The organism is Phenylobacterium sp. (assembly GCF_030693805.1).
Taxonomy (GTDB): domain Bacteria; phylum Pseudomonadota; class Alphaproteobacteria; order Caulobacterales; family Caulobacteraceae; genus Phenylobacterium.
In genome coordinates this window covers 1-22,721 of the sequence record NZ_JAUXZW010000026.1, presented here as the reverse complement: position 1 = coordinate 22,721, position 22,721 = coordinate 1, and the positions used below count along the sequence as shown (strand labels likewise).

Here is a 22,721-nt window from a genome sequence, read left to right as displayed (position 1 = left end):
TCACCCTGAACCGGCCGGACGTCATGAACCCTCTGCATTCGCCCGCTCATGTCGAGCGGCACGAGGCCTTCGACCCCTTCGCGCCCGATCCGGACCAGTGGGTCGGCATCGTCACCGGGGCCGGAGAGCGGGCCTTTTCGGCCGGCAACGACCTCAAGCACCAGGCCATGGGCGGCGACATGAAGAGCCCGCCCTCGGGATTCGCCGGCCTGACCTCGCGCTTTGACCTGACCAAGCCGCTGATCGCCGCGGTCAATGGCGTGGCCATGGGCGGCGGGTTCGAGATCGCGCTCGCCTGCGACATCATCCTGGCTTCGGAGAACGCACTGTTCGCGCTGCCTGAGCCCCGCGTCGGCCTGATGGCCGGGGCGGGCGGGGTGCACCGGCTGCCGCGGATGATCGGCCTGCAACGGGCGATGAGCATGATCCTCACCGCACGCCGGGTCGGTCCGGACGAAGCCAAGGACCTCGGGTTCGTCAGCGAGGTGACCAGCGCCGCGGACCTGATGCCACGGGCGCGCGCCTGGGCGCAGATGATCTGCGAAGGCAGCCCGCTCGCCGTGCGCGCCTCCAAGCAGGCGGTTATGATGGGTCTGGACGAAGACACCGTCGCCCAGGCGATGACCAAGCAGCGCACCTATCCGGCCTTTGTCGCGCTGGCGCAGTCCCAGGACTACATCGAGGGGCCGCTGGCGTTTTCGCAGAAGCGCAAGCCTGCCTGGACGGGCCGCTGAGCGCCATGACGCAGGATATCGTCAGGGCGGTCCACGCCCAGTGGGCCGCCGCCTTCGCGAAAAGCGACATCGAGGCGCTGGTCGCGTTGCATTCGACGCATGCGCTGTTCCTGGGTTCGACACCCGCCCTGCGCCAGGGGCCGGACGGCGTCCGCGCATACTTCAAAGCCTTGCCTCCCCTGGATCGCCCGCAGGCGGCGTTCAGCGAGATCGTCGCCACGCCCCTGGGCGAGGACGTGATCAATCTGGCCGGCATCGTCACCTTTACGGTCGGCGATCATCCGCCTGGGCGGCGGCGGCTGTCGCAGGTGCTGGTGCGCGAAGACGGCGTCTGGCGTATCGCCGCCCACCACGTTTCGCCAGAGAACTAGCGAGGCAGAGCGCTTGTTGGGCCTGCCGCGCGAGCTCGATCCGCACGCCAAAGGCGACCGGCCGGAGCATCGCAAGGCGGGTCGTTTGCGCTGCGCTTGGCGGAACAGGCGCGGGTCTGAGGGGTTCACTGGGCCTAGTTGGAAAGAACACGCCCATGAACGTCAGTGAAGTCATGACCGCCCAGGTGGTCACCGTTAAGCCCACCAGCACGCTCACCGAGGTGGCGCGCGTCATGGCGCAGATCGAAAGCGGCGCGGTGCCCGTCACCGACGGGGACAAGGTCGTCGGGCTGGTTACAGACCGCGATATCGTGATCAGGGGCATCGCCACCGGCGTGGGGCTCGACAGTCCCGTCTCGGACGTCATGACCAGCGACGTGCAGACCTGCGCCGAAGGCGACAATGTCGCCGACGCATCGGCCAAGATGGGGTCCCACCAGATCCGCCGGCTGGTCGTGCTGAACGAGCAGGGAAACCTGGCAGGCATCCTATCGCTGGGCGATATCGCCAAGGATTATGGCGCCAAGGTCGTCGGCCGCACGCTTGAGGAAATCTCCGAAGACACCGCCGCTACTCAGTAGCAACACAGGCGATCATGCCCGCAGCAGCGCGGTGTCGATCGGCAGGCTGCGGATGCGCACGCCGGTGGCCGCGAACACCGCGTTGACTAGGGCGGGAATGGCGGGCGGCAAGGCCGGTTCGCCGAGGCCGGTGGGCGGGTTATCGGTCTTCACGAACCGGACCTCCACCGGCGGCGCGTCGCCGATCCGCAGCAGCGGATAGTCGGTGAAGTTGCTCTCCACCGTCGCGCCGTTCTCGATGGTGATCTTCTGGTGAAGCGCGGCCGAGAAGCCATCGATCACCGAACCGACCACCTGGCTGTCCGCGCCCGACGGGTTGATGATCGTGGAGCCCACGTCTCCCGCCACCCAGACCTGCAACGGTCTGACCCGCCCGTCGTCGTCGACGCGCACCTTGACCACCTCGGCGAAGTAGCCGGCATGGCTGTAATGGAACGCCACGCCCAAGCCGGTCCGCTTGCCCTGCGACCCGCGGTTGCGCCAGTGGGACATCTCGGCGACAGCGCTCAGCACGCCCCGCATGCGCCCTGCGTCATAGGCGTTCGCGCCATCCCCCACGACCGCGGCGTCGCCGAGCAATTGCATGCGGAAATCGAGCGGATCCTTGTCTGCGGCATGCGCCAATTCGTCGATGAACGCCTGCATCACGAAGGCGAGCGCATTGGATCCCGGGGCCCGCCAAGGCCCTGTGGGCGCGTTCAGCGGTATCCGTGACGATACGATCCGGCAGTTGGGCACGAACCGCGCGGGGAACTCCGTGGGCGCCAGGCCGGCGCTCGAAGCCGCCTGCTTCGCGTCGCCGAAAGTCACGAAGTGGTCCTGCCAGGCGACCACTCGCCCGTCCGCGTCGACGCCGCCCTTCAGGAAATGGAATCCCGCAGGCCGGTAGAAATCGTGGCGGATGTCATCCTCGCGCGTCCACAGCAGCTTCACCGGTGCGTTCACGCGCTTGGAGATCGCCGCGGCCTCGACGTAGACATCGACCTGCGCGCGGCGCCCGAAAGCGCCCCCGGAGCGCACCACGTTGACCGTGACGTCCTTGAGCGGCAACCCGAGGGTCTTGGCGACGCCCTCGCGCACGCCGCCTGGATTGCGCGTCGGCGCCCAGAGCTCGATACGTCCATCGCGATAATCTGCGGTGCAGTTCATCGGCTCGAGCGGCGCATGCGCCAGGAACGGATAGTCGTAGGCCGCCTCAACCGTCTTCGTCGCCTTGGTCCAGGCCATGGACACGTCGCCGTCCTGGCGCAGAGTCTCGTGCGGCGGGCCCTGGTTGAGCGCTGCGGCCGCTCGGGCGAAGCCCGCGGTGCTCTGGTCCGAGCCGGCGTGGTCGGCCCAGCGGACGTTCAGCTTGGACCTTGCCTGGTTGGCGCGCCACCAACTGTCGGCGACGATGGCGACCCCGGAAACCAGGCCGTCGGGTTCATCGCCGCCCTCGATGATGAAGGCGTCGTGCACGCCCTTGACCGCCTTGACCGCGTCCAGGTCGGCGGACGCGACCCTGGCGCGGAATACGGGGGCTTTCTCGTAGACCGCGTACAGCATTCCGGGTCGCACCACGTCGATGCCGAACAGCGGTTTGCCAGTGACGATCGCCGGGGTGGCGAGCTGGGTCATGGACTTGCCGACGATGCGGTAATCTTTCGCCGCCTTCAGCGTCACGGAGTCCATGGGGATGGCGGTGAGGGCCGCACATAACGGCGCCAGCGCCGCATAGCTCGCGGAGCGGCCGGAAGCATCGTGCACGACGCGCCCGGGAAGCGTCGAACACTCGTGCGGCGCGCATCGCCAACCGACCGCTGCGGCCTGGATCAGGGTCGCGCGGCCCACGGCGCCCACGCGGCGCAGATCGTCCCAGTTCATCGCGATCGTGCGGCTGCCGCCGGAGCGCTGGTTTCCGTAGAGCTCCGCATCGGCCGGCGCCTGTTCGACCCGGACGTTCTCCCACGCCACATCCAGCTCTTCCGCGATCAGCATGGGCAGCGACGTGGCCACGCCCTGACCCATGTCGGGATGTTTGGCCATGATCGTCACCAGCCCGTCTGGCCCGATGCGCACGTAGGCGCTGAGGGTCGCAACCTCCTGCGCCTGTGCGGCGGGCGCGGCCCTGTAGGCCAGTAAAAGGCCCGCGGCTGAAGCCGTCACCTTGAGGAAGTCGCGCCGCGAGGTCGCCGCCGCCATCTAACCCGAGCTCCTGTGTCGCACGCGACGCCGCCAGATTAGGATTTGTGGACGTCTGCGCCAGCCCTGAATTGACGCGATGCCCGAGGCCGCGCCGCCACTTGACCCGGCGCAGACGGCAGACGTCGGCGTGTCCTGCCTCCAGTGACATCGACCGCGAGGCGACGGGCATATCATGGCGCTTACACCGCTCGAGCGACTGCGGGACCTTGGACTGGAATTGCCAGCCCTGGTGACCCCGCTGGCCAACTACGTGTCCTGGAAGCGGGCGGGGGAGTTGATCTTTCTGTCCGGCCAGGGCCCGCGAGGCGCCGACGGCGAGCGGATCGTCGGCAAGGTCGGCCATGACGTCACTGTTGAGCTGGCCTGCGACTGCGCGCGACAGATCGGCCTGGGGTTGCTTGCCGCGGCTCAGGCGGCGGCTGGCGGATTGGAGCGGGTCGAGGTGATCAAGGTGCTGGGGATGGTGAACGCGACACCGGACTTCAGGGAGCATCCGAAAGTCATCAACGGATGCTCCGACCTGTTCGTCCAGGTGCTCGGCGATCGTGGGTTGCACGCCCGTTCCGCCGTCGGCGTCGCCTCACTGCCCGGCGGCATCCCGGTCGAGATCGAGGCGATCATGCGCGTCGCCTGAACAGCGCCACCCGCGCACGCCGACCAGTGACAGCCGGTTGCCGCGCGACCGCATCGAGGAATATCGTCGCCTTACCCCAGGGGAGGCAGTGATGGCCGCCATCGATCCGACCGACGTGAGGCCGAACGCCTGCGACCTGACCCATGATCAGCTCGGCTGGATCGAGCGGGCCTGGAGCCTGCTCGACAGGGACCAGCTTGAACGCCTGATCAGCGAGATGGTCGACATCCCGAGCCCCACGGGCGGCGAACGCGCCTGCGCTGAATACGCCGTGACGCGGATGCGGGAAGGCGGCCTGGACGCCGAATACCAGGCGCTGTCGCCAGCGCGCGGCAACGCGGTGGGTCGCCTGCGTGGCGAAGGTTCGGGGCCGTCGCTGCTGCTCTATGGCCATTTCGATCACTACATCGCCGGCGCGGACGACGACCGCCTGGTGGTTGGAGATCTCGACCATCCGTCGTTCCGCTCGGTCGCGGCGCGCGATGGCGAGGTGATCCACGGCGCCGGCGCGGGCAATCCGAAGGCTGGGGCGGCGGCGGCGATCCTGGCCGCCCAGGCGGTGGCGGCGAGCGGCGCGAAGCTCTGCGGCGACGTCATCGTCGGACTGGTCAGCGGCGGCATCCATCGCGTCCAGACGCCGCACGCCGGCCGCCCCTATGTGGGCGAGGCCTACGAGGGCCAGGGGATCGGAACCCTGCACATGCTGCGTCACGGCGTACAGGCCGACTACTGCCTCAGCACCAAGCCTGGCTACCGGGTCGTCTGGGAGGAGCCCGGCGTCGTCTGGATCAAGCTGACCGTGCAAGGGGTCGTCGGATACTCCGCGCGGCGCGGGGTGTTCCGGCGGGCGATCTCGGATGCGGCTAGGCTCATCCCGGCCCTCGAAGACTGGTTCGAGAGCTACGCCGAACGTCACAGCGACGGTCAGGTCGCGACTCCCGGCCATGTGGGCGCGATCGAGGGCGGCTGGCCGTTCAAGCCGGACTTCTCGCCCAGCGTCTGCAACCTCTACCTGGACCTGCGCATCAGCCCCCGTTCCGACGTCCGCGACGCGTTGCGCGAATTCGCAGCCTTCGTGGACGGCTTCCGGGCGGACCACCCCGACATCAGCATCGCGTGGGAGCCTTACTCGTCGATGCCCGGCACGGCGACGGAGCCCGGCAACTGGATCGTGCAATCGGCGATGCGGGCGTGGGAGGCCGTGGAAGGCTCGCCGCACCGCGCCCGCACAGGCCTTTCCGGGATGACCGACGCGGCGGTGCTGCGCACTTGGGGGGTTCCCACTGCGCGGCTGGGCGGCGAGGTCCGCCACGCGGGCGACCCCGCTTTCGGCTTCCTGAGCGGGGAGGGCGCCGACCTCGACGTAATGATGCGCGTGGCGCGCTGCTACGTGTTCAGCATCATCGACACCTGCACGCGCTCCCTGGCGGAGGTGCGGGCGAACGGGACTGGCATGCCCTGACGCTCTGTCGCCTTGATGATGTCGGATCGGGGCGAGCCTGCGCGTCCTTCGCCTGGAAGCCTCCACAACAGTAATCGGGAGCCACGCGATGGGCGCGTCGCACTATCGATGGGTGATCGTCGCCGCCGGCGGTTTGCTGGGCTGTGTCGCGATCGGGGCGATGTTCTCCCTGCCCGTGCTGCTTACGTCCATCGCTCGCGATACGGGGTGGTCGGTGACGGGGGTGTCCGGGGCCATGACGCTCGGCTTCATCGCCATGGCGTTGGGCAGCATGGCCTGGGGCGGTCTCTCTGACCGCTTCGGCCCGCGCCCGGTGCTGATCGTCGGCTCGGTGATCCTGGCGTCGAGCCTGGCGCTGGCCAGCCGCACGACATCGCTGCTCCAGTTCCAGCTCGCCTTCGGACTGATGGTCGGCGGCAGCACGGCGGCGATCTTCGCGCCGATGATGGCCTGCGTCACCGGCTGGTTCGACACCCATCGAAGCCTCGCCGTGTCCCTGGTGTCGGCCGGGATGGGCATGGCGCCGGTGACCATGTCGCCCTTCGCCGCCTGGCTGATCGAGCGCCACGACTGGAGAGCCTCGCTGCTGATCATCGCCGGTGTGGTCACCGTCGTGATGATACCCGCCGCGCTGTTGATCCGAAGGCCGCCGGCGCTGGAGGCCGTCGCGCCCGCGGAGGGTGCGGGCGATCCGTCGGCGCCGGCGATCTCCGTGGGGCAGGCGCTGAGATCCCCGCAGTTCCTCGTCCTGATGGCGACGAACTTCCTCTGCTGCGCGACGCACTCGGGACCGATCTTCCACACCGTCAGCTACGCGATGGCCTGTGGGATCCCGATGATGGCCGCGGTGTCGATCTACAGCCTGGAAGGGATTGCAGGCCTCGGTGGACGCCTCGTGTTCGGCGTTGCCGGCGATCGGTTCGGCGCCAAGCGCGTCCTGGTCGCAGGCCTTCTGGTGCAGGCGTTCGGCGCCCTGGCTTACGCCGCGGTCAGCGACCTGGGCGGGTTCTATGCCGTGGCAGCGTTGTTCGGGTTCATCTATTCCGGCGTCATGCCGCTCTACGCCGTGCTGGTGCGGGAGAACTTCCCACTGCACATGATGGGTACGATCATCGGCGGCACGGCGATGGCAGGCAGTCTGGGAATGGCGACGGGCCCGGTTGCGGGCGGCCTGATCTACGACGCCTTCGCCGGATACACGTGGCTGTTCGTCGGCTCGTGCGGCGTCGGCATCGGCGCTTTCCTGATCGCGCTCACGTTCCGCCCCTTCGCGCGCCCGCAGCCCGCGCTTGCGGCGGTCTGACCGCGTTGCGCGAGGTGCGGTCGTCGTGAACCCATCACGTGCAGTTGCGTTAAACCTAGACAGTACGTGAAGAGGCCGCCGTGATGATTGCGAACAAGTCTGCCGAGACCCCCATTGTGGCGATCGGCCACGTCCCGTCCCGGCAGATCCCCACGCTTCGTCAAGGCCGACCCGTCACCTACGCCCTTGATCCGGAAGGCTTTGCGGTCGAGCTGCGAACCTTCGCAGAACCGGAGGCCGCGCGCGTCGACGCGCAAGTCGCCGCCGAACGGTTTGCTGGCGAAATCGCCAGCGACGGCTGGTCGATCCGGTCGTTCACCGCGAACTGACGCGTCTCACCCATGCTCACGCCGCTCGGCGCCGTGAGGCGAGCAACTCGTCCAGTTGGGCGAATTGTTCCGACATCATCGCCTGCATCCCGGCGGCTGCGTCGGCGGGAGGCTCGGCGGCGCCATAGAGTTCGCTGAAGATCAGCAGCGTGCTCTCGCCCTGATCCTCGAAGCTCACGGTGGTGACCGGCCCGTCGGCGCTCTCCTCGTTCGTCCAGACGAGGCGCGAGGGCGGCGTTACGTCGAGGTAGCGGCCGAAGAACGTCATCGAGTCCGATCCGTCGCCGAACGTCATCCGGTAGCCGCCTCCCGTGCGGGCGTCGATCTCGCAGGCGCTGAGCGTCGCGCCCATCGACCTGGGCGCCCACCACAGCCTGAAGAGTTCCCGTCGGGTCCAGGCGTCGAACACCGTGCGCGCCGGGCTGTCGAAGGTTCGCGTGACGACGATCTCACGGTCGGATTTCCGCGTGACCGTGGTGAGGTTGTTCGCCCGCTCAGGTTGACCGCTCTGGCCCATGTCTCTTCCTCTTCTCTCGCAATCTCGTCCGATTCAGCGGAACGACGATCGAGTGCGTGGAATGCCGACATCGCGAAGATCTGTTGAGGGTCGAAATCGACAGGCCTGACATCGCGCCGGCCTTCTGTTGCTGGTGCGTATTGAACCTGACCGCCGGCCCTTCCCAGCCCCCGCGGCTAGAGCAGGGTCGGCTGAGGCGGCGCGGTTGCGGACGGGGCGTCAAGCTCGCCGCGTCGTCGCAGCTCGGTCAGCGCGCTGAACCTCACGTCCAGGTCGCGATCGGCGGCGAGCGCTTGAAGATCGGCGAGGGCGAGGGCCTCCCACGACAGGCCCCGGTTCGGGCCGCGCGGCACACGGGGAAGCAGGCCCGGTTCCCGGCTCCAGGCGATCAGTTGGTCGAGCGAGGCCTCGTTCAGCATGTCCCTCAGATGATGGGCGGTGACATAGGCGTCGGGGAACGCCCGGTGGGCGGGCAGTCCGGTCGCATGATCCAAGCCCTGCGGCATCCGCTGATAGCGCAGCATCTGGTTGGAGAAGCTCTCCAGATGCGGCCAGAGCCGCAGGGCGCATTTCCAGGTGCAGATCCACTGCGCCGCGCCGCTCAGCGCCGGCGTGCAGAACCGCTGCTCGAACGCGGCGCGGTGCGCGGCGAGGGCCGTGACGCCGCCCTCGGGGCGCAACACGGGCGGCGCGGCGTCCTTCCAGAACGGCGCGCCGGCGACGGCGGCGTCGAGGATATGATGGATCGCCATGGTGGCCGCAGAGATCGGACGGCCCGGGTTGATGAACATGGCGTCACGCCCTGCGTCGAGCGACCAGCGCCCGTCCTCGCCCTGGACGACGTCCTGCCAGCCGATCTCGCAGACGTCGGTCGGAGCCGTCCCGGCGGTCTCCAGGTCAATGACGCGGACGCGGGCGCGGGCGAAAGGCATGGGACGGATATGGTCAGCGGCGCCGGTTTGACCAAGGCCGGAGGGAGATCCTTATCGCCGCCGGTGAGCCGCGGTGGGCTGCACGACGCGGCCGGGTGCGGGGCCTATTCAGACCGGGCGTCGGGCCGCTCGCGCGTCATCTCGACCATCGTGGCGCGGAAACCGGCGTTGGCGAACAGTCTCTGGGCGCCCTCGTTTCGCATCGCCGTCGACAGGATCACACGCGGGGCGCCAAGCGCGGTGAGAGCGTTGAGGGCGGCGACCAGCAGCATGCCGCCTATCCCTCCGTTCCGCCGCGCCGGATCGACCATCAGGTCATGGATGACGCCTGCCGGGCCGCGAAGGGCCATCCAGTCGTGCCCCTCGATGGCCGCATACACATAGCCAAGGACTTCGCCGTCCTGCTCGGCGACGAGGATGATCGCGTCCTTGCGCTCGATCTCCGACGCGAGGAAGGCGCCGTAGCCGCGCTCCGTCCCAGGTGTCGGCGCGATGAACCGCTCGGCGTCGTAACCGTGATGGAGCGACACCAGCAGCGCACCCAGGCGGCCGAGGGCAGGGGCGTCTTGGGGCCCCGCTCTGCGAACGGCGATCGGAGATGTGGTCATGGTGGGCCGCCTCGAAGGAGGTTCGGTCGCGTCAAGTCGCGACGCTGTGGCGGACGGGGTGGGATTCGAACCCACGGTGGGCTCTCACCCACGGCGGTGTTCAAGACCGCTGCCTTAAACCACTCGGCCACCCGTCCTTGTCTACAATTACAATGTCTTATGGCGACCTTTGTAGTGGTCGCCGATAAGCTTCTGCACCTGCGCGCCGCAGCGCCGAGTTGCGTGGGCTTAAACGGGTGAGGTTGGACGTCAAGCGCGATCGACGGCGCGCTTTGCTGGCCGGCGCGCGCGGATGTTCACAGGTCGAAGCGTTCGCCGACCATCTCCTCGCTCTTGCGCCACAGCGCCTCGGCGCGCGTCGGATCGATCGCATACGGTCGCACGCCGCCACGTGTCGCCAGGTCCGTGTTGATCGGCGCCACCTGGACGTCCTCGCAATACTGGCCGCCGATCAGGTCCGAAGCCGCCACCACCGCGGCCCACACCGACGTGGCCGCGCCCTGCTGCAGGGTCTTGGGGAGCAGAGGCGGCACGCTGGGGGCTGGGGCTGGGGAAGCGCCTGCCGGCGCGCCGGCGCGGTGTCGTCCGAGCTCGGTGGGCACCAGCCCGGGGCTGAGCGAAACGACGCGCACGCCGCGCCCGCGCAGCCGGCTGTCCAAGGCGACGCCGTACAGCGTGTTGGCGGTCTTCGAACGGCCGTAGGCGAGATAGGGCTCGTAGGGCGTCTTGTCGAAGTTCGGATCGTCCAGGTCGACGTCGCCCCGGTGATGCGCGCCGGACGAGACGATCACCACGCGTCCGCCATCCTTGATCAGCGGCGCGATACGGTTGACGAACACGAAGTGGCCCAGGTGGTTCGTGCCGAACTGGGTCTCGAACCCGTCCGACGTCGTGCCTTCGGGGCAAGCCATCACGCCAGCGTTGGCGATCACCACGTCGAACGTCTCTCCCTTTGCGTTCAGCGCGTCCGCCGCTTTGCGCACGCTGGCCAGGGATGCCAGGTCCAGTTCGATCAGCTCGATCTGGACGCCATCGGCCGCCTGTTCGAACGTTTCGGCGAGCGCCCGGCGCGCCTTTTCAAGATCACGCGCAGCGCACACCAGATCAGCGCCGCGCGACGCCAGCGCGCGGGCGGTCTCAATGCCGAGCCCCGCCGAAGCGCCGGTGATCAAGATCCGTTTCCCCTTCAGATCGACGCCTTCAAGCACGTCTTCGGTGGTCGAGTTGAACCCGAATGGCTGTGGCATCTGGAGCGTTCCTTCTGATGATCGCAGGTTGGCGTCCCCGCGAGCGCTGTCTGATCGCGTGTTAACACGCTCCCTGAACGCGTCGCTACGCCACGTCCAGCCATCAACGCCCGGGGAGGATCGCATAAAGGGGTTGCGCAGGGTCAGCGCGTTTCGCAACGTCGCGCGCCGCGGAGACGGCGCTGATGTCCGGCCACGACAGGTCGGTCAGCGACAAACGGACATGGGAGCAACGCGCAATGGTCGGCCTCTTGGACAACATCAAGGACTACACCCTCGATCTGGATGACAGTCAGGCGCACGTGCTGGAGGCCGGAAGCGGCTATCCGACGATCTTCCTGCACGGCGCGGGTTTCACCAACAGCGCCGAAGCCTGGCTCGCCTGCATCAAGGAAGGCCTGGCCGATAGCGTCCATGTCTACGCCATCGACCACGTCGGCGCCGGCTACACCTCGCGCCGCGAGGGCCGCTACGAGTTCGGCTTCCTGGTGGACCATGTGCGCGAGGTGCAGGACGCCCTCGGGTTCGAGAAGACCAACATCGTCGGTCACTCGCTTGGCGGTTGGGTGGGCGGCGTGCTCGCCTACGAAAGTCCGGAGCGGGTCAACAAGCTGGTGCTCGCCGCGAACGCCGGCCTCAACGTCCAGCCGCCGGCCGGCGTCGCCGAACGCGCGCAATTGCCGAGCCACGATCAACTCGCCCAGGATCTGGCCGGAATCGCCGACGACGAGGTGCGCGCCGCCATGCTGGAGGCCAGAAAGCGCATCGTCGACTATCCCAACGCCGCTGAAACCTACGACGGCGTGGGCGAGATGTTCGGCGCCATCCCCATGCGCAAGCGCTATTACCTCACCCGTCGCCTGGGTCGCATCAAGGCGCCGACCCTGCTGATCTATGGCGAGAACGACCTCCACGTGCCGTCTCCCGAGGGTCGCAAGGTGATGCATGAGGGCATCAAAGGCAGCCAGATGGTGGTGATGCCCGACACCGGCCACAGCATGATCACCGAACGGCCGCGAGAAGTCGCAAAGATGATCAGCGACTTCCTCAACGGATAAGGAGGGCTGCTTGCCCAGAACCGCCGCGTTAACCATGCTGGTTAAGGCGCGCTCAAGGCTTCCTGACGGACATTAACCCTGACGCCGCGTTGACGCGCGGCCTGCAAGTCAGGGAAGTCCTCCATGCACGCCGTTCGCCTCGCGCCCGTGCGCAATCTCGCCGTGATCCTGCTGGCCGGAGCGTCGCTCGCCGCCTGCGCCACGCATCCCAGGCTGTCCAACCGGATGCCGAGCGACCACGTGGCCAGCCATACCCCTGGCCAGCTCCCGAGCGGGCAGGGCGGGATCTACAAGGTCGGCAAGCCCTATCAGGTGGGCGGCATCTGGTACGTACCGCGCGAGGACGCCAACTACGACGCCACCGGCATGGCCTCGTGGTACGGCGACGAATTCAACATGAAGCCGACCGCCAATGGCGAAACCTTCGACATGCGCGCCGTGTCGGCGGCGCACACGACGCTGCCGCTGCCTTCGATGGTCGAGGTGACCAACCTGGAGAACGGCAAGCGCCTGCAGGTACGGGTCAACGATCGCGGGCCGTTCGTCGATGGACGGCTGATCGACCTGTCGCACGAGGCGGCCCGCCAGCTCGGCTACGACGCCAAGGGTTTGGCCAAGGTCCGCGTCCGCTATCTGGGCCCGGCCCCGCTGGGCGTCGGCGAAGGTGTCCGTTACGCGCAAGGCGCCGCCCCGATGCCGATGACAGCGCCACAACCGGTCGTCGCCCGCGCTGGCGCCGTGAGCTCCCAGGCGCTACCGCCCCTGGCCGCCGCCCGGCCCGCGACCTACGGCCAGCCCGCCTATGTCACGCCGTCTTATGCGCCGCCGACCTCCACGCCGCCCAGCTACGGCTCGACGCCGGCGCCGATCGTCGTCGCCAACACTGCGCCTTCCAGCGGCCCGTTCCGCGTCCAGGCCGGGGCCTATGGCGACGAGGGCAACGCCCAGCGCGCCGTGCGCGAACTGTCGATGGCCGGCCCCGCCAGCATCGAACCGGTCGACCGTGACGGCGAGCGTCTCTATCGGGTGATGCTGGCCGGCGGCGCCGACGAGGTGGAGGCCTGGGCGACGCGCGATCGCGTGGCCGCCCTCGGCTTCGAAGACGCCCGGGTCATTCGTCCCTTCTAGACAGCGGCCGGACGCCCCGTCTGGACATCGCCGTCGAACCGGCCAATTTGGGCCGCGTGGCGCGCGGACGTTTCATCACCTTCGAAGGCGGGGAGGGGGCGGGTAAATCCACCCAGCTCCGCCGGCTGGCCGAACGCCTGACGCAGGCCGGGGTCGAGGTGGTCGCAACCCGTGAACCCGGCGGCTCGCCGGGCGCCGAGAGCATCCGCGACCTACTGGTGAACGGCGACGCCGACCGCTGGTCAGGCTTGAGCGAGGCGCTGCTTATGTACGCCGCGCGTCGGGACCATATCGAACGCACGATCACGCCGGCGCTGGATCGCGGGGCCTGGGTCGTCTGCGACCGTTTCGCCGACTCCACCCGCGCCTATCAGGGCGCGGGCGGTGGCGTGGATCCGGCGCTGATCTCGGCGCTGGAAAGCCATGTGTTGAGCGTGCGCCCGGACCTGACCCTGATCCTGGACCTTCCGGCGGACGCGGGCCTGGCCCGCGCTGGCGGGCGCGGTGGCGGCGAAGCGCGGTTCGAGTCCAAAGGCCTGGGCTTCCACGAACGGTTGCGGCAAGCGTTCCTGACCATCGCCGACGCCGAGCCTGAACGCTGTGTGGTGATCGACGGGCGCGACGAGATCGCCGCCGTTGGCGAGGCTGTCTGGGACAGCGTCCGCACCCGCCTGCTTGACCGTGGCTGAGATCGCCATCCCGCATCCCCGCGACTCTCGCGGCCTGATGGGGCACGAAGCCGCCGAGGCCGCGTTTGAAGCCTCGCGGGAGGCTGGGCGTTTGCACCACGCCTGGCTGCTGACGGGCCCCGAAGGCGTTGGCAAGGCGAGCTTCGCCTATCGCGCGGCGCGACGGCTGCTTGGGGCGACCCCAGATCCCTCGGACGGCCAGCTCGGGTCCGATCCCGACCATCCCGTGACCAGGCAGGTCGCCGCCCGTTCGCACCCCGACCTGATGGTCCTGGAGAAGTTGGGCGAAGACGGCAAGGCGCGCCGCCTGATCCCGGTCGACGAAGCCCGCCAGCTGCCGGAGTTCTTCGCCAAATCGCCGGCTTCGGCGCCCTACCGCGTGGCGATCGTCGACGCCGCCGACGACCTCAACGTCAACGCGGCCAACGCCCTGCTGAAGACGCTGGAGGAGCCCCCCAGCCGCGGCGTGCTGTTGCTGGTCAGCCACGCGCCCGGGCGCTTGTTTGCGACGATCCGCTCGCGCTGCCGCAGACTGGCCTTTGCGCCGTTGGAGGAGCCGCGCGTCGCCGAGTTCGTGCGGGCTCGCGCCGGCGTCGACGTCGAACAGAGCCTGCGCCTGGCGCGCATGTCGGGCGGCGCGCCGGGCAGGGCGCTGACCCTGTCGCAAACCCAAGCCCTAGCCATGGACGACGCCGCGCGCGATCTGCTGGGGGATCTGCCGCGGATGGACGAGGCGGCGGCGCTGTCGCTGGCCGACCGGTTTCGCGGAACGGAGGGCGCGGCGCAGTTCGCGTTGTTGTTCGACCGGCTATCGGCGCGCGTGCATGACCTGGCACGCACGCGCGCCGCGGACGGCGCGGGCGCGCTTGATCGCTGGGCCCAGGCGTGGGAGACGCTGCAACGCCTGCCGCGCGAGGTCGAGGGCCTCAATCTGGACCGCGCCGACGCCTTTTTCTCGGCTCTATCGGAGCTGCGCGCGGCGGCCCGCGACTGAGACCCATGCTGATCGACAGCCACGTCAATCTTCACGCCCCGCAGTTCGACGCCGACCGCGCCGAGGTGATCGCCCGCGCCCGCGAAGCCGGCGTCGCTCTGATGGTCAACATCAGCGACCGGTTGTCGAACTTCGCCGCCGTCCGGGCGGTGGCTGAGGCTCCGGACATCTGGTGCACCGTGGGCACCCATCCGCACGAGGCCAAGGAGAACCCGGCGCTGAACGCCTCTGATCTGCTGGCGCTCGCCTCCGACCCCAGAGTCGTCGGGATCGGCGAGACGGGCCTCGATTTCCACTACGACCTGAGCCCCCGTGACGTGCAGGTCCAGGTGTTCCGCGCCCATGTGACGGCCGCACGGCAGAGCGGCCTGCCGTTGGTGATCCATACGCGTGAAGCGGACCAGGCGATGGGCGACATCCTGGAGGAGGAATACGCGCGCGGGCCGTTCCGCATGCTGATGCACTGCTACACCAGCGGCCCGGACCTCGCCGCGCGGGCAGCCGCCCTGGGGGCCTGGTTCTCGGTGTCGGGCATCGCCACCTTCAAGGCCGCCCAGGACGTGCGCGACGTGGTGGCCCAGATGCCGGGCGACCGGATCATCGTCGAGACCGATTGCCCCTACCTCGCCCCCATTCCACATCGCGGACGGCGCAACGAGCCCGCCTTCCTGCCGCACGTGCTGGACAAGCTGGCCGAGATCCGCGGCTGGTCGCGCGACGACGCCGAGCAACGCACGCAGGACGCCTTCTTCGACCTGTTCGACAAGATCCCGCGCCCGTGAGCGGCGTGCTGGAGTTCACCATCCTGGGCAGCGGCTCGTCCGGCGGCGTACCGCGCGCCGACGGCGCGTGGGGTGACTGCGACCCCAACGATCCGCGCAACCTGCGCACGCGGTGTTCGCTGCTGGTGCGCCGGCGGGGGGAGAGCCCACAGCGGGAAACAACGGTCATCGTCGACACCTCGCCCGACCTGCGCCTGCAGACGGCCAGCGCAGGCGCCAAGCGCCTCGATGCTATCCTGCTCAGCCACGACCACGCCGACCAGGTCCACGGTCTGGATGACGTGCGCGCCTTCTACCTGCACGACGGCGTGCGCATTCCCTGTCACATGGACGCTGCGACGCGGAGCACGGTGCTGCGTCGCTTCGACTACGTGTTCGTAGGCGAGGGGGGTTACCCGGCGATTTGCCAGGCTGAAGCCATGCCGGCGCACGGCCAGCCTTGGAGCGTGCAGGGACCAAGCGGCGCTATTCCCGTGATCGGCTTCGACCAGGACCACGGGCTGGTGCGCTCCGTCGGCTTCCGCTTTGGCGATGTGGCCTATTCCAGCGATGTGGCGGATTTACCTGAAGACTCCTTCGCGGCGCTCGAGGGCCTGGATGTGTGGATTGTCGATGCGCTCCGCTGGCGGCCGCACCCGACACATGCCCATGTGGAGCGAGCGCTGGCCTGGATAGACCGGCTGAAACCCAGGCGCGCGATCCTGACAAATCTTCACATCGACCTGGACTACGCGGCGCTGGCCGCGGTCCTGCCGTCCGGGGTCGAGCCCGCGTACGACGGCCTGCGATTCGAGCATCACCTGGGCCGGGAATTCGAATGACGGCTCAGCATCTCAACCTGGGTTTCCTCGCGTCCAGAAACGGGTCCAGCGCGCGGGCGGTGATTGCGGCCATTGAATCTGGTCGTCTGGACGCCAGCGCGCGCCTTGTGGTCAGCAACAACCGTACTTCGCCGCTCTTGGCGTTCGCCGAAGCGCACGCGATCCCTACCCAGTGCATCGCCACGCAGGCCGACCCTGAGGCCGCCGACGCCAGGCTTAGCGAGGCGCTGCAGGCAGCAGGCGTCGAACTTGTCGTGCTGTCGGGGTATCTGCGCCAACTCGGCCCCAAGGTGCTGAGCGCCTACCGCAACCGCGTGCTCAACATCCATCCAGGCCCGCTGCCTCGGTTCGGCGGCCATGGCATGTACGGCCGTCACGTCCATGAGGCGGTGATCGCGGCCGGTGTCGCGGAAAGCGGCGCGTGTATCCTGGTGGTCGACGAGGAATACGACCACGGACCGGTCATCGCGCGCCACGCCGTACCGGTGGAGACGGGGGATACGGCCCAAATGCTCGAAGCTCGTGTGACGGCGGCAGAGCCGGGATTCTTCGTCCAAACCTTGCAGCGGATCGCCCAGGGCGAACTCACGCTGCCTGGTTAACGCCTGGTCGGCAGCAATCTCGTACATCTTCCAATTTCCGATAATCTATCTTAGGCGCATTTACGATACTGCCGTGAAGGCCGTTGGCGGGCCCCTGTTCATGGACCTTAACAGTCGCGACTTGGTTCAGACGCCGAAGGTGACGTGCCCCTGGCCGTCGATTGGCCAGGCTGGATTCCAGGCGATCTCCCACGCGTGATCGTCCGGGTCTGCGACGTAGCCGCGGAAACCGCCATGCGCCGGCGCGTCGGCGGGTCGCAGCACGCGCCCGCCGGCTTGCGCCAGTTGGTCGATCAACGGTTGCACGTCGGCCTGACCGGCGACGTTGTGCGCCAGGGCGAAGGCTCCGGGTGTCGCGAGGCCGCCGCGCTGCATGTCGGTCTCCAGCGAAGGTTTCAGCCAGGTGCTCAGGACGAAGCCGTTCATCTGGTAGAAAACGATCTCCTCGTTCTCGAACACCGGCGTCCAGCCGAAGCCTCCGGCGTAGAATTGCTTCGATCGCGCGACATCGGCGATCCCGAGGGTGATGACGGACATCTGCTGCTGCATGGCGGAGCACCTCTTCTTCGCGGGCGGCCGACGCCCTCCCCGATGTTTTCGCCGTTAAGACCTCTGGCGGACAACAGCTATCCACGGCAAGCTTGAGCATGACTGGAGGCGGCCATGCGTGCAGCGAGCTTAGGACTGATGATCGGTTTGGCGGCAGGCGCCGCGCCAGCCGTGGCGCAAGATACAAGCTGGGCCTCCACCGTCCGTGATGACGGCTGGCCGGCGGCGCGGATGACGAGCGACGGCGACATGCTGATCTACCGTCGACCTGCTCCGGCGGGACCCGAGGGCTTTCCACGCCTGCAGCTACGCTATGAATACCGCGACGGCGAGGTCATCGGCGGAAAGCGCTATCTCAGCATGCTGAGCCTCGACGAGTACGACTGCCGGGGTGGACGCTTCCGCAACCTCCGCGTCGCAGTGTTCGCCGGTCACAACGCGGAGGGGCAATCGGTCCAGCCACCGGACTCCACCGACCCCTGGGCCAAGCCGCAGCCGGGCACGGTCGACGGGAAGTCGCTGGAGATCGCCTGCGCCAAGCGCTGAAGGTCCGACGGGTCGCGAGACGCTGGACATGGCGGGCGCGATTGCGCACTGACCCCGCATGAGCCGTTTCTGGAGCGATCTGGTCCGCGAGCTGGAGCCCTATGTGCCCGGCGAACAGCCGCGCGTCGCCGATCTGGTGAAGCTGAACACCAATGAGAGCCCGTTCGGCCCCTCCCCGGCCGTGACGGCGGCGATCACGGCGGAAGCGGCGGAAACGCTGCGGCTCTACCCCGATCCCCAGTCGAGCGCGCTGCGTGAGGCGCTGGCGACTTATCACGGCGTGAAATCCCACCAGGTGTTCGTCGGCAACGGTTCCGACGAGGTGCTGGCCCACGCCTTCGTCGCCCTGTTGAAGCATGACGCGCCGCTGCTGTTTCCTGACGTCACGTACAGCTTCTATCCGGTCTACTGCGCGATGTTCGCGATCGCGTATGAGACCGTGCCGCTGGACGAGGCGATGCGAGTGAGCGTCGCAGACTATCGCCGACCAGCCGGTGCGATCATCCTGGCCAATCCGAATGCGCCCACCGGCGTCGCGTTGCCGCGCGACGAGATTCGCCAACTGCTTGCGGATCATCCCGACCAACCTGTGGTGATCGACGAGGCCTATGTCGATTTCGGCGGCGAGACGGCGATCCCGCTGATCGCCGAGCACCCGAATCTGCTCGTGGTGCGCACCATGTCCAAGTCGCGCGGTCTGGCGGGACTGCGGGTCGGTTATGCGATCGGCGATGCTGGCCTGATCGAGGCGCTGGTCCGAGTGAAGGATAGCTTCAACTCCTATCCTCTGGGCCGGCCTGTACAGGCCGGCGCGATAGCCTCGATCGAGGACGAAGCCTACTTCCAGGACAGGCGCGCCGCGGTGATCGCCGGGCGGGATCGCATGACCCGTGGCCTGGAGGCGCTGGGCTTCGAGGTCCTGCCCTCTTCGGCCAATTTCGTGTTTGCGCGCCATCCGGGCCGGGGCGGGCGCGAACTGGCGCAGGCGTTGCGCGAGCGCGCGGTTCTAGTGCGGCATTTCCCTGCGCCTCGCACCGCTGACTTCCTGCGCATCACCGTCGGAACGGACTTGCAGATCGAGCGTCTGCTCGCCGCGCTGACGGAGATCCTGAAGGTCTAGATCCCGCCCCCACCCCGCAGCGGCGCCATGACTTCGCCGCAAGCTGGCGCGAACCATGACGCTCATGTCACTGTGGCGTGACGGGCGTTGTTCACCGTCTGATGGCGCCCCATCTGAACTGTCCCCATGTGAACAGGGGCGACAATCAACGGGAGCCGATTCCCATGCGTATGATGAGCTTAGCAACCCTCGCCGCCCTCGGGGTCGTGTGGTCTGCGCCGGCGCTGGCGAGCGCGGAGGTGCGTGTCGCCGTCGCCCCCAAGCTGCAAGCCAAGGCGGAGCAGAAGTACGGCGTGCGGGACGTCGATCGGCTGGCCGCCAGTCTGCGTCGCAGCGTCGAGCGTGAGCTAGGGCGGACCGGCGCCTACGACGGCGCCCGCCTGGAGCTGACGCTGGTGGACGTGAAGCCGAACCGACCGACGTTCAAGGAACTCGGCGACCGGCCGGGCCTGTCGTTCCAGAGCTTCGGACTGGGCGGCGCGCAGATCGAGGGCCGCGCCATCGGCCCCGACGGCTCAGTGACGCCGCTGAGCTACAGCTGGTACGAATCGGACATCCGCCAGGCGGCCCATGCGAGCACTTGGTCGGACGCGGAACAGACGATCAACCGGTTCGCCTATCGTCTCGGTCGCGGCCAGGTGATCGCCGAGCGCTAAACCAAAGCCTGCATCCTTGCGTCACGGCCCGGCGCGCGGTCTGATCGGCTGCGCGCTGCGGTTCGGGCGTGGTGCAGGGCGCGGGGGCGTGATGTCGGGTGAGCGGCGAGCGACAAGCACTGTGGCGGCATTGGCCGCCCCGTCCCTGCCGCTGGCGGCCTTGGGCCTGCCGCTGGTGGTCTATCTTCCAGAATTCTACGTCAGTGAACACGGCCTGAGCCTGGCCGCGGTCGGCGTCGCATTCATGTGCGTGCGCATCCTGGACATCGGCTTCGACCCCTTCATCGGCGCGGTGATGGACCGTACGCGCACCAGGTTCGGGCGCTTTCGGCCCTGGTTCGCATTCGCCACGCCGATCCTGATGCTGGCGTCCTACATGTTGTTCATGCCCTTGGCGGGCGCCGGCGCGGGATATCTGTGGTTCTGGCTGGTGGTGGTCTACGTCGGCTTCTCCATCGCCACGCTGGCGCAACTCGCCTGGGGCGCGGTGCTCTCGCCGGACTACGACCAGCGCTCGCGCATCTACGCCTGGTGGCAAGTGGGCAATGTGATCGGGGTGATCTTGGCCCTGGTCCTCCCCGTCGCGCTCCAACACCTGGGCGTCGAGGGCCATGCCGCCGGCGTCGCGGCCATGGGCTGGTTCATCATCGTCATGCTGCCCTTGACGCTGGCGCTGGCGATCGCCCTCGTCCCGGAGCCTCAGATCATCTCGGCCCCGGAGCGAGCGGGATTCCGTGAGTATCTGGGCTTGCTGAAACTGCCGACGGTCCGGCGGCTCTTGGGCGCTGATCTCGCCACCGGCATGGGCCCGGCGATCACCGGGGCGCTGTTCTTCTTCTATTTCGAGCGGGTGAAGGGCTTCCCCAAGGCCGAGGCGGAGCTGTTGCTTCTGATCTATTTCGTGGGCGGCCTGGTCGGCGCGCCGATCTGGACCCGCCTCGCCTATGTCATCGGCAAGCACAAGGCGCTGGCCGGAGCCTGCCTGTTCTACGCGGTCGTCACCGCCGCGGTCGTCGTCCTGCCGAAGGGGAACCTGGGCGCGGCCGGCGTGATGATGTTCGCCATCGGCCTGCCGTTCTCCGCGGGTGGATTCCTGCTGCGCGCGATGATGGCCGACGTTGGCGACGAGGTGCGGCTGGCCAGCGGGGTCGACCGCACGGGCCTGCTCTACGCCTTGCTCAGCGGGACGGTGAAACTCGCCTCCGCCGCCTCGGTCGGGATCACCTACGTGGGGTTGGAACTGGTCGGCTTCGACGCCAAGGCGGTCGGCCCTGATGCGGGCCTGGCAGGCCTCTCCGTGATGTTCATCGCAGCACCCGTGGCTCTGGCGCTGCTGGGCGGCTGGGCTATCCTCGGCTATCCGCTGAACGCCAAACGTCACGCCGAGATCCGCGCCGACCTCGATGCGCGCGACCTGGGCGAAAACCCGCAACCCCCGCTTCCCGAGGAGACCCATGCCCTCGCCCGCCCCGTCGACTGATCTGCCGCCGCTGGAGCAGTTGCTCGAGATCATGCGTCGGCTGCGCGATCCTCAGCACGGCTGTCCGTGGGATCGCGAGCAGACCTTCGCGACCATCGCCCCCTACACCGTCGAGGAGGCCTATGAGGTGGCCGACGCCATCGAAAGGGGCGACCTTGACGATCTGAAAGACGAACTCGGCGACCTGTTGCTGCAGGTGGTGTTCCACGCCCGTATAGCCGAGGAACGCGGCGACTTCGCCTTCGCCGACGTGGCCCAGGCGATCGTCGACAAGATGGTGCGCCGTCACCCCCATGTGTTCGGCGACGCCGCCTACGCCGACGAGCCTGCGCAATCGGCCGGATGGGAAGCCATCAAGGCGGATGAGCGCGCGGCCAAGGCCCGAAGTGGCGGCCTGCTCGGCGACGTGCCCGTGGGGCTGCCGGCGCTGACGCGGGCGGTGAAGCTGTCAAAGCGCGCGGCTGGCGTCGGTTTCGTTTGGCCGACGGTCGAGGACGTGGTCGCCAAGTTGAAGGAGGAAGTCGCCGAACTGGAGGTCGAGATCGCCGCCGGCGACATGGACAAGGCGCGCGCGGAACTGGGCGACGTGCTGTTCGTGGTCGCCAACCTGGCGCGCACTCTGGGCGTCGAGCCGGAGGACGCGTTGCGCCTGACGAACGCCAAATTCGTTCGTCGATTCAGTCATATAGAGGCGAGACTTGCGGAGCGAGGAAGCAGTACCGCGCAATCCGACCTGGCCGAAATGGATGCGCTCTGGGATGAGGCCAAGTCCCTGGAGCGCGGCTAGACAGTCCGCCAGCCGTCGATCAGGCGCATGCTGGCGCAGGCCGGGCCGCCGACCTAGTGGACCCTCAGCTCCGCTTGTGGATAGAGCTGCTCGAATTGGCCCAGCGCCTGGGCGGTGAGGCGCACGGACATCACCACGCCGCCATCCTCGGCGGGCAGGCTCTCGACCACGCGGCCGTTGCGATAGAGCCAGGCGATCGCCGCCCCCTCGCCTGCCGGCACATGGGCTTCAATGGGATCGGCGTCGTCGACCATGCCGGCGACGGCGTCGAGCAGTTCGGAACACCCCTGCCCCGTGTGGGCGGAGACCAGCAGGGCTGGCGGATGACGGCGGCGCGCATCGCCGGTCAGGCTCTCGCGGGTGTCGGCGTCCAGCAGATCGGCCTTGTTCCAGATTTCGAGCACGCGGCGCGTCTCCAGATCGACGCCCAGGCGGTCCAGCACGCCGGCCACGTCGTCGGCCTGGGCCTGACTTTCATCGCCCGCCACGTCGCGCACGTGGAGGATCACATCAGCCTCGCGCACCTCTTCCAGCGTGGCGCGGAACGCCTCGACCAGTTCGTGCGGCAGGTCGGAGATGAAGCCGACTGTGTCGGCCACGATCGCCG

General features: G+C 68.2%; 25 protein-coding genes, 1 tRNA gene and 1 pseudogene. 19 read left to right on the top strand and 8 right to left on the bottom strand.

Annotation, left to right across the window (positions count from 1 at the left end; all coding sequences use genetic code 11):
* The 3 genes from Q8M88_RS01305 to Q8M88_RS01295 form a co-directional block, all read left to right on the top strand.
* On the top strand, positions 1–734 hold a 734-nt coding region (locus Q8M88_RS01305), incomplete at its 5' end, for an enoyl-CoA hydratase-related protein (RefSeq protein WP_371132607.1).
* A 5-nt stretch (positions 735–739) separates the two neighbouring features.
* Complete coding sequence (locus tag Q8M88_RS01300; protein ID WP_305594291.1) at positions 740–1,105, top strand: SgcJ/EcaC family oxidoreductase; 366 nt, start codon at positions 740–742, stop codon at positions 1,103–1,105.
* A gap of 155 nt (positions 1,106–1,260) precedes the next feature.
* A complete protein-coding gene (locus tag Q8M88_RS01295) occupies positions 1,261–1,686 on the top strand; it encodes a CBS domain-containing protein (protein WP_305594289.1) in 426 nt (141 codons plus the stop codon).
* Positions 1,687–1,698: 12 nt separating this feature from the next.
* Here the strand turns inward: Q8M88_RS01295 and Q8M88_RS01290 are convergent, their stop codons facing one another.
* The gene (locus Q8M88_RS01290; RefSeq protein WP_305594287.1) at positions 1,699–3,867 is read right to left on the bottom strand and encodes a xanthine dehydrogenase family protein molybdopterin-binding subunit; all 2,169 of its coding nucleotides are present in this window, start codon (positions 3,865–3,867) and stop codon (positions 1,699–1,701) included.
* Positions 3,868–4,042: 175 nt separating this feature from the next.
* Between Q8M88_RS01290 and Q8M88_RS01285 the strand changes: the two genes are divergently transcribed.
* The 4 genes from Q8M88_RS01285 (at position 4,043) to Q8M88_RS01270 (ending at position 7,598) form a co-directional block, all read left to right on the top strand.
* Positions 4,043–4,504, top strand: coding sequence for a RidA family protein (locus Q8M88_RS01285; RefSeq protein ID WP_305594286.1), 462 nt, complete (start codon positions 4,043–4,045; stop codon positions 4,502–4,504).
* Between the two features lie 91 nt (positions 4,505–4,595).
* Positions 4,596–5,966 carry a M20 family metallopeptidase gene (locus Q8M88_RS01280; protein WP_305594284.1) on the top strand — a complete coding sequence of 457 codons (1,371 nt, stop codon included), beginning with the start codon at positions 4,596–4,598 and terminating at the stop codon, positions 5,964–5,966.
* A gap of 88 nt (positions 5,967–6,054) precedes the next feature.
* Positions 6,055–7,269, top strand: a complete 1,215-nt coding sequence (locus tag Q8M88_RS01275) for an MFS transporter (protein ID WP_305594282.1) — start codon at positions 6,055–6,057, stop codon at positions 7,267–7,269.
* 80 nt (positions 7,270–7,349) lie between these two features.
* Complete coding sequence (locus Q8M88_RS01270) at positions 7,350–7,598, top strand: hypothetical protein (RefSeq protein ID WP_305594280.1); 249 nt, start codon at positions 7,350–7,352, stop codon at positions 7,596–7,598.
* A 16-nt stretch (positions 7,599–7,614) separates the two neighbouring features.
* On the opposite strand, the gene Q8M88_RS01265 is transcribed toward Q8M88_RS01270, so the two are convergent.
* The 5 genes from Q8M88_RS01265 to Q8M88_RS01245 all read right to left on the bottom strand — a co-directional run bounded on the left by Q8M88_RS01265 (position 7,615) and on the right by Q8M88_RS01245 (position 10,902).
* Positions 7,615–8,115 carry an SRPBCC domain-containing protein gene (locus Q8M88_RS01265; protein ID WP_305594278.1) on the bottom strand — a complete coding sequence of 167 codons (501 nt, stop codon included), beginning with the start codon at positions 8,113–8,115 and terminating at the stop codon, positions 7,615–7,617.
* Positions 8,116–8,291: 176 nt separating this feature from the next.
* Positions 8,292–9,047 (bottom strand): DNA polymerase III subunit epsilon, encoded by a 756-nt coding sequence (locus tag Q8M88_RS01260; RefSeq protein ID WP_305594276.1) that lies wholly within the window; start codon positions 9,045–9,047, stop codon positions 8,292–8,294.
* 104 nt (positions 9,048–9,151) lie between these two features.
* Positions 9,152–9,655 (bottom strand): GNAT family N-acetyltransferase, encoded by a 504-nt coding sequence (locus tag Q8M88_RS01255; protein WP_305594274.1) that lies wholly within the window; start codon positions 9,653–9,655, stop codon positions 9,152–9,154.
* Positions 9,656–9,702: 47 nt separating this feature from the next.
* Positions 9,703–9,792: transfer RNA gene (locus Q8M88_RS01250), tRNA-Ser, on the bottom strand.
* A 159-nt stretch (positions 9,793–9,951) separates the two neighbouring features.
* The gene (locus Q8M88_RS01245) at positions 9,952–10,902 is read right to left on the bottom strand and encodes an SDR family NAD(P)-dependent oxidoreductase (RefSeq protein ID WP_305594272.1); all 951 of its coding nucleotides are present in this window, start codon (positions 10,900–10,902) and stop codon (positions 9,952–9,954) included.
* A gap of 239 nt (positions 10,903–11,141) precedes the next feature.
* Between Q8M88_RS01245 and Q8M88_RS01240 the strand changes: the two genes are divergently transcribed.
* The 7 genes from Q8M88_RS01240 to Q8M88_RS01210 all read left to right on the top strand — a co-directional run bounded on the left by Q8M88_RS01240 (position 11,142) and on the right by Q8M88_RS01210 (position 16,976).
* A complete protein-coding gene (locus tag Q8M88_RS01240) occupies positions 11,142–11,960 on the top strand; it encodes an alpha/beta fold hydrolase (protein WP_305594270.1) in 819 nt (272 codons plus the stop codon).
* A 123-nt stretch (positions 11,961–12,083) separates the two neighbouring features.
* Positions 12,084–13,088 (top strand): septal ring lytic transglycosylase RlpA family protein, encoded by a 1,005-nt coding sequence (locus Q8M88_RS01235; protein WP_305594268.1) that lies wholly within the window; start codon positions 12,084–12,086, stop codon positions 13,086–13,088.
* A gap of 56 nt (positions 13,089–13,144) precedes the next feature.
* Positions 13,145–13,777 carry a dTMP kinase gene (gene tmk / locus Q8M88_RS01230; RefSeq protein WP_305594266.1) on the top strand — a complete coding sequence of 211 codons (633 nt, stop codon included), beginning with the start codon at positions 13,145–13,147 and terminating at the stop codon, positions 13,775–13,777.
* Positions 13,770–14,771 carry a DNA polymerase III subunit delta' gene (locus tag Q8M88_RS01225; protein ID WP_305594264.1) on the top strand — a complete coding sequence of 334 codons (1,002 nt, stop codon included), beginning with the start codon at positions 13,770–13,772 and terminating at the stop codon, positions 14,769–14,771. The genes tmk and Q8M88_RS01225 overlap by 8 nt, the downstream gene beginning before the upstream one ends.
* Entirely contained in the window at positions 14,768–15,553 is a 786-nt protein-coding gene (locus tag Q8M88_RS01220; protein WP_305594293.1) for a TatD family hydrolase, read from the top strand. Before Q8M88_RS01225 ends, Q8M88_RS01220 begins: the two co-directional genes overlap by 4 nt.
* Entirely contained in the window at positions 15,550–16,374 is an 825-nt protein-coding gene (locus tag Q8M88_RS01215; protein ID WP_305594262.1) for an MBL fold metallo-hydrolase, read from the top strand. The genes Q8M88_RS01220 and Q8M88_RS01215 overlap by 4 nt, the downstream gene beginning before the upstream one ends.
* The gene (locus Q8M88_RS01210; RefSeq protein WP_305594260.1) at positions 16,371–16,976 is read left to right on the top strand and encodes a phosphoribosylglycinamide formyltransferase; all 606 of its coding nucleotides are present in this window, start codon (positions 16,371–16,373) and stop codon (positions 16,974–16,976) included. Before Q8M88_RS01215 ends, Q8M88_RS01210 begins: the two co-directional genes overlap by 4 nt.
* Positions 16,977–17,102: 126 nt before the next feature.
* Here Q8M88_RS01210 and Q8M88_RS01205 read toward each other — a convergent pair whose 3' ends face one another.
* Complete coding sequence (locus Q8M88_RS01205) at positions 17,103–17,525, bottom strand: VOC family protein (protein ID WP_305594257.1); 423 nt, start codon at positions 17,523–17,525, stop codon at positions 17,103–17,105.
* Between the two features lie 114 nt (positions 17,526–17,639).
* On the opposite strand from Q8M88_RS01205, the gene Q8M88_RS01200 reads away from it, so the two are divergent.
* The 5 genes from Q8M88_RS01200 (at position 17,640) to mazG (ending at position 22,114) form a co-directional block, all read left to right on the top strand.
* The gene (locus tag Q8M88_RS01200) at positions 17,640–18,071 is read left to right on the top strand and encodes a surface-adhesin E family protein (protein WP_305594255.1); all 432 of its coding nucleotides are present in this window, start codon (positions 17,640–17,642) and stop codon (positions 18,069–18,071) included.
* 58 nt (positions 18,072–18,129) lie between these two features.
* Positions 18,130–19,191, top strand: a complete 1,062-nt coding sequence (hisC, locus tag Q8M88_RS01195; RefSeq protein WP_305594253.1) for a histidinol-phosphate transaminase — start codon at positions 18,130–18,132, stop codon at positions 19,189–19,191.
* Between the two features lie 164 nt (positions 19,192–19,355).
* A complete protein-coding gene (locus Q8M88_RS01190; RefSeq protein WP_305594251.1) occupies positions 19,356–19,847 on the top strand; it encodes a hypothetical protein in 492 nt (163 codons plus the stop codon).
* Positions 19,848–19,968: 121 nt separating this feature from the next.
* Positions 19,969–21,327, top strand: a complete 1,359-nt coding sequence (locus Q8M88_RS01185; protein WP_305594249.1) for an MFS transporter — start codon at positions 19,969–19,971, stop codon at positions 21,325–21,327.
* A complete protein-coding gene (gene mazG / locus Q8M88_RS01180; protein WP_305594247.1) occupies positions 21,302–22,114 on the top strand; it encodes a nucleoside triphosphate pyrophosphohydrolase in 813 nt (270 codons plus the stop codon). Before Q8M88_RS01185 ends, mazG begins: the two co-directional genes overlap by 26 nt.
* A 53-nt stretch (positions 22,115–22,167) precedes the next feature.
* On the opposite strand, the pseudogene Q8M88_RS01175 reads toward mazG, so the two are convergent.
* A pseudogene (locus Q8M88_RS01175) lies at positions 22,168–22,721 on the bottom strand (GTPase HflX); the annotation flags it as partial.

Excerpts from the sequence above, each read along its gene's own strand:
- mazG (WP_305594247.1), top strand. The coding sequence starts at position 21,302 with ATGCCCTCGCCCGCCCCGTCGACTGATCTGCCGCCGCTGGAGCAGTTG.
- Q8M88_RS01255 (WP_305594274.1), bottom strand. The coding sequence starts at position 9,655 with ATGACCACATCTCCGATCGCCGTTCGCAGAGCGGGGCCCCAAGACGCC.
- Q8M88_RS01290 (WP_305594287.1), bottom strand. The coding sequence starts at position 3,867 with ATGGCGGCGGCGACCTCGCGGCGCGACTTCCTCAAGGTGACGGCTTCA.
- Q8M88_RS01265 (WP_305594278.1), bottom strand. The coding sequence starts at position 8,115 with ATGGGCCAGAGCGGTCAACCTGAGCGGGCGAACAACCTCACCACGGTC.
- Q8M88_RS01280 (WP_305594284.1), top strand. The coding sequence starts at position 4,596 with ATGGCCGCCATCGATCCGACCGACGTGAGGCCGAACGCCTGCGACCTG.
- Q8M88_RS01235 (WP_305594268.1), top strand. The coding sequence starts at position 12,084 with ATGCACGCCGTTCGCCTCGCGCCCGTGCGCAATCTCGCCGTGATCCTG.
- Q8M88_RS01200 (WP_305594255.1), top strand. The coding sequence starts at position 17,640 with ATGCGTGCAGCGAGCTTAGGACTGATGATCGGTTTGGCGGCAGGCGCC.
- Q8M88_RS01275 (WP_305594282.1), top strand. The coding sequence starts at position 6,055 with ATGGGCGCGTCGCACTATCGATGGGTGATCGTCGCCGCCGGCGGTTTG.
- hisC (WP_305594253.1), top strand. The coding sequence starts at position 18,130 with ATGAGCCGTTTCTGGAGCGATCTGGTCCGCGAGCTGGAGCCCTATGTG.
- Q8M88_RS01240 (WP_305594270.1), top strand. The coding sequence starts at position 11,142 with ATGGTCGGCCTCTTGGACAACATCAAGGACTACACCCTCGATCTGGAT.
- Q8M88_RS01285 (WP_305594286.1), top strand. The coding sequence starts at position 4,043 with ATGGCGCTTACACCGCTCGAGCGACTGCGGGACCTTGGACTGGAATTG.
- Q8M88_RS01205 (WP_305594257.1), bottom strand. The coding sequence starts at position 17,525 with ATGCAGCAGCAGATGTCCGTCATCACCCTCGGGATCGCCGATGTCGCG.
- Q8M88_RS01260 (WP_305594276.1), bottom strand. The coding sequence starts at position 9,047 with ATGCCTTTCGCCCGCGCCCGCGTCCGCGTCATTGACCTGGAGACCGCC.
- Q8M88_RS01295 (WP_305594289.1), top strand. The coding sequence starts at position 1,261 with ATGAACGTCAGTGAAGTCATGACCGCCCAGGTGGTCACCGTTAAGCCC.
- Q8M88_RS01300 (WP_305594291.1), top strand. The coding sequence starts at position 740 with ATGACGCAGGATATCGTCAGGGCGGTCCACGCCCAGTGGGCCGCCGCC.
- Q8M88_RS01245 (WP_305594272.1), bottom strand. The coding sequence starts at position 10,902 with ATGCCACAGCCATTCGGGTTCAACTCGACCACCGAAGACGTGCTTGAA.
- Q8M88_RS01210 (WP_305594260.1), top strand. The coding sequence starts at position 16,371 with ATGACGGCTCAGCATCTCAACCTGGGTTTCCTCGCGTCCAGAAACGGG.
- Q8M88_RS01190 (WP_305594251.1), top strand. The coding sequence starts at position 19,356 with ATGCGTATGATGAGCTTAGCAACCCTCGCCGCCCTCGGGGTCGTGTGG.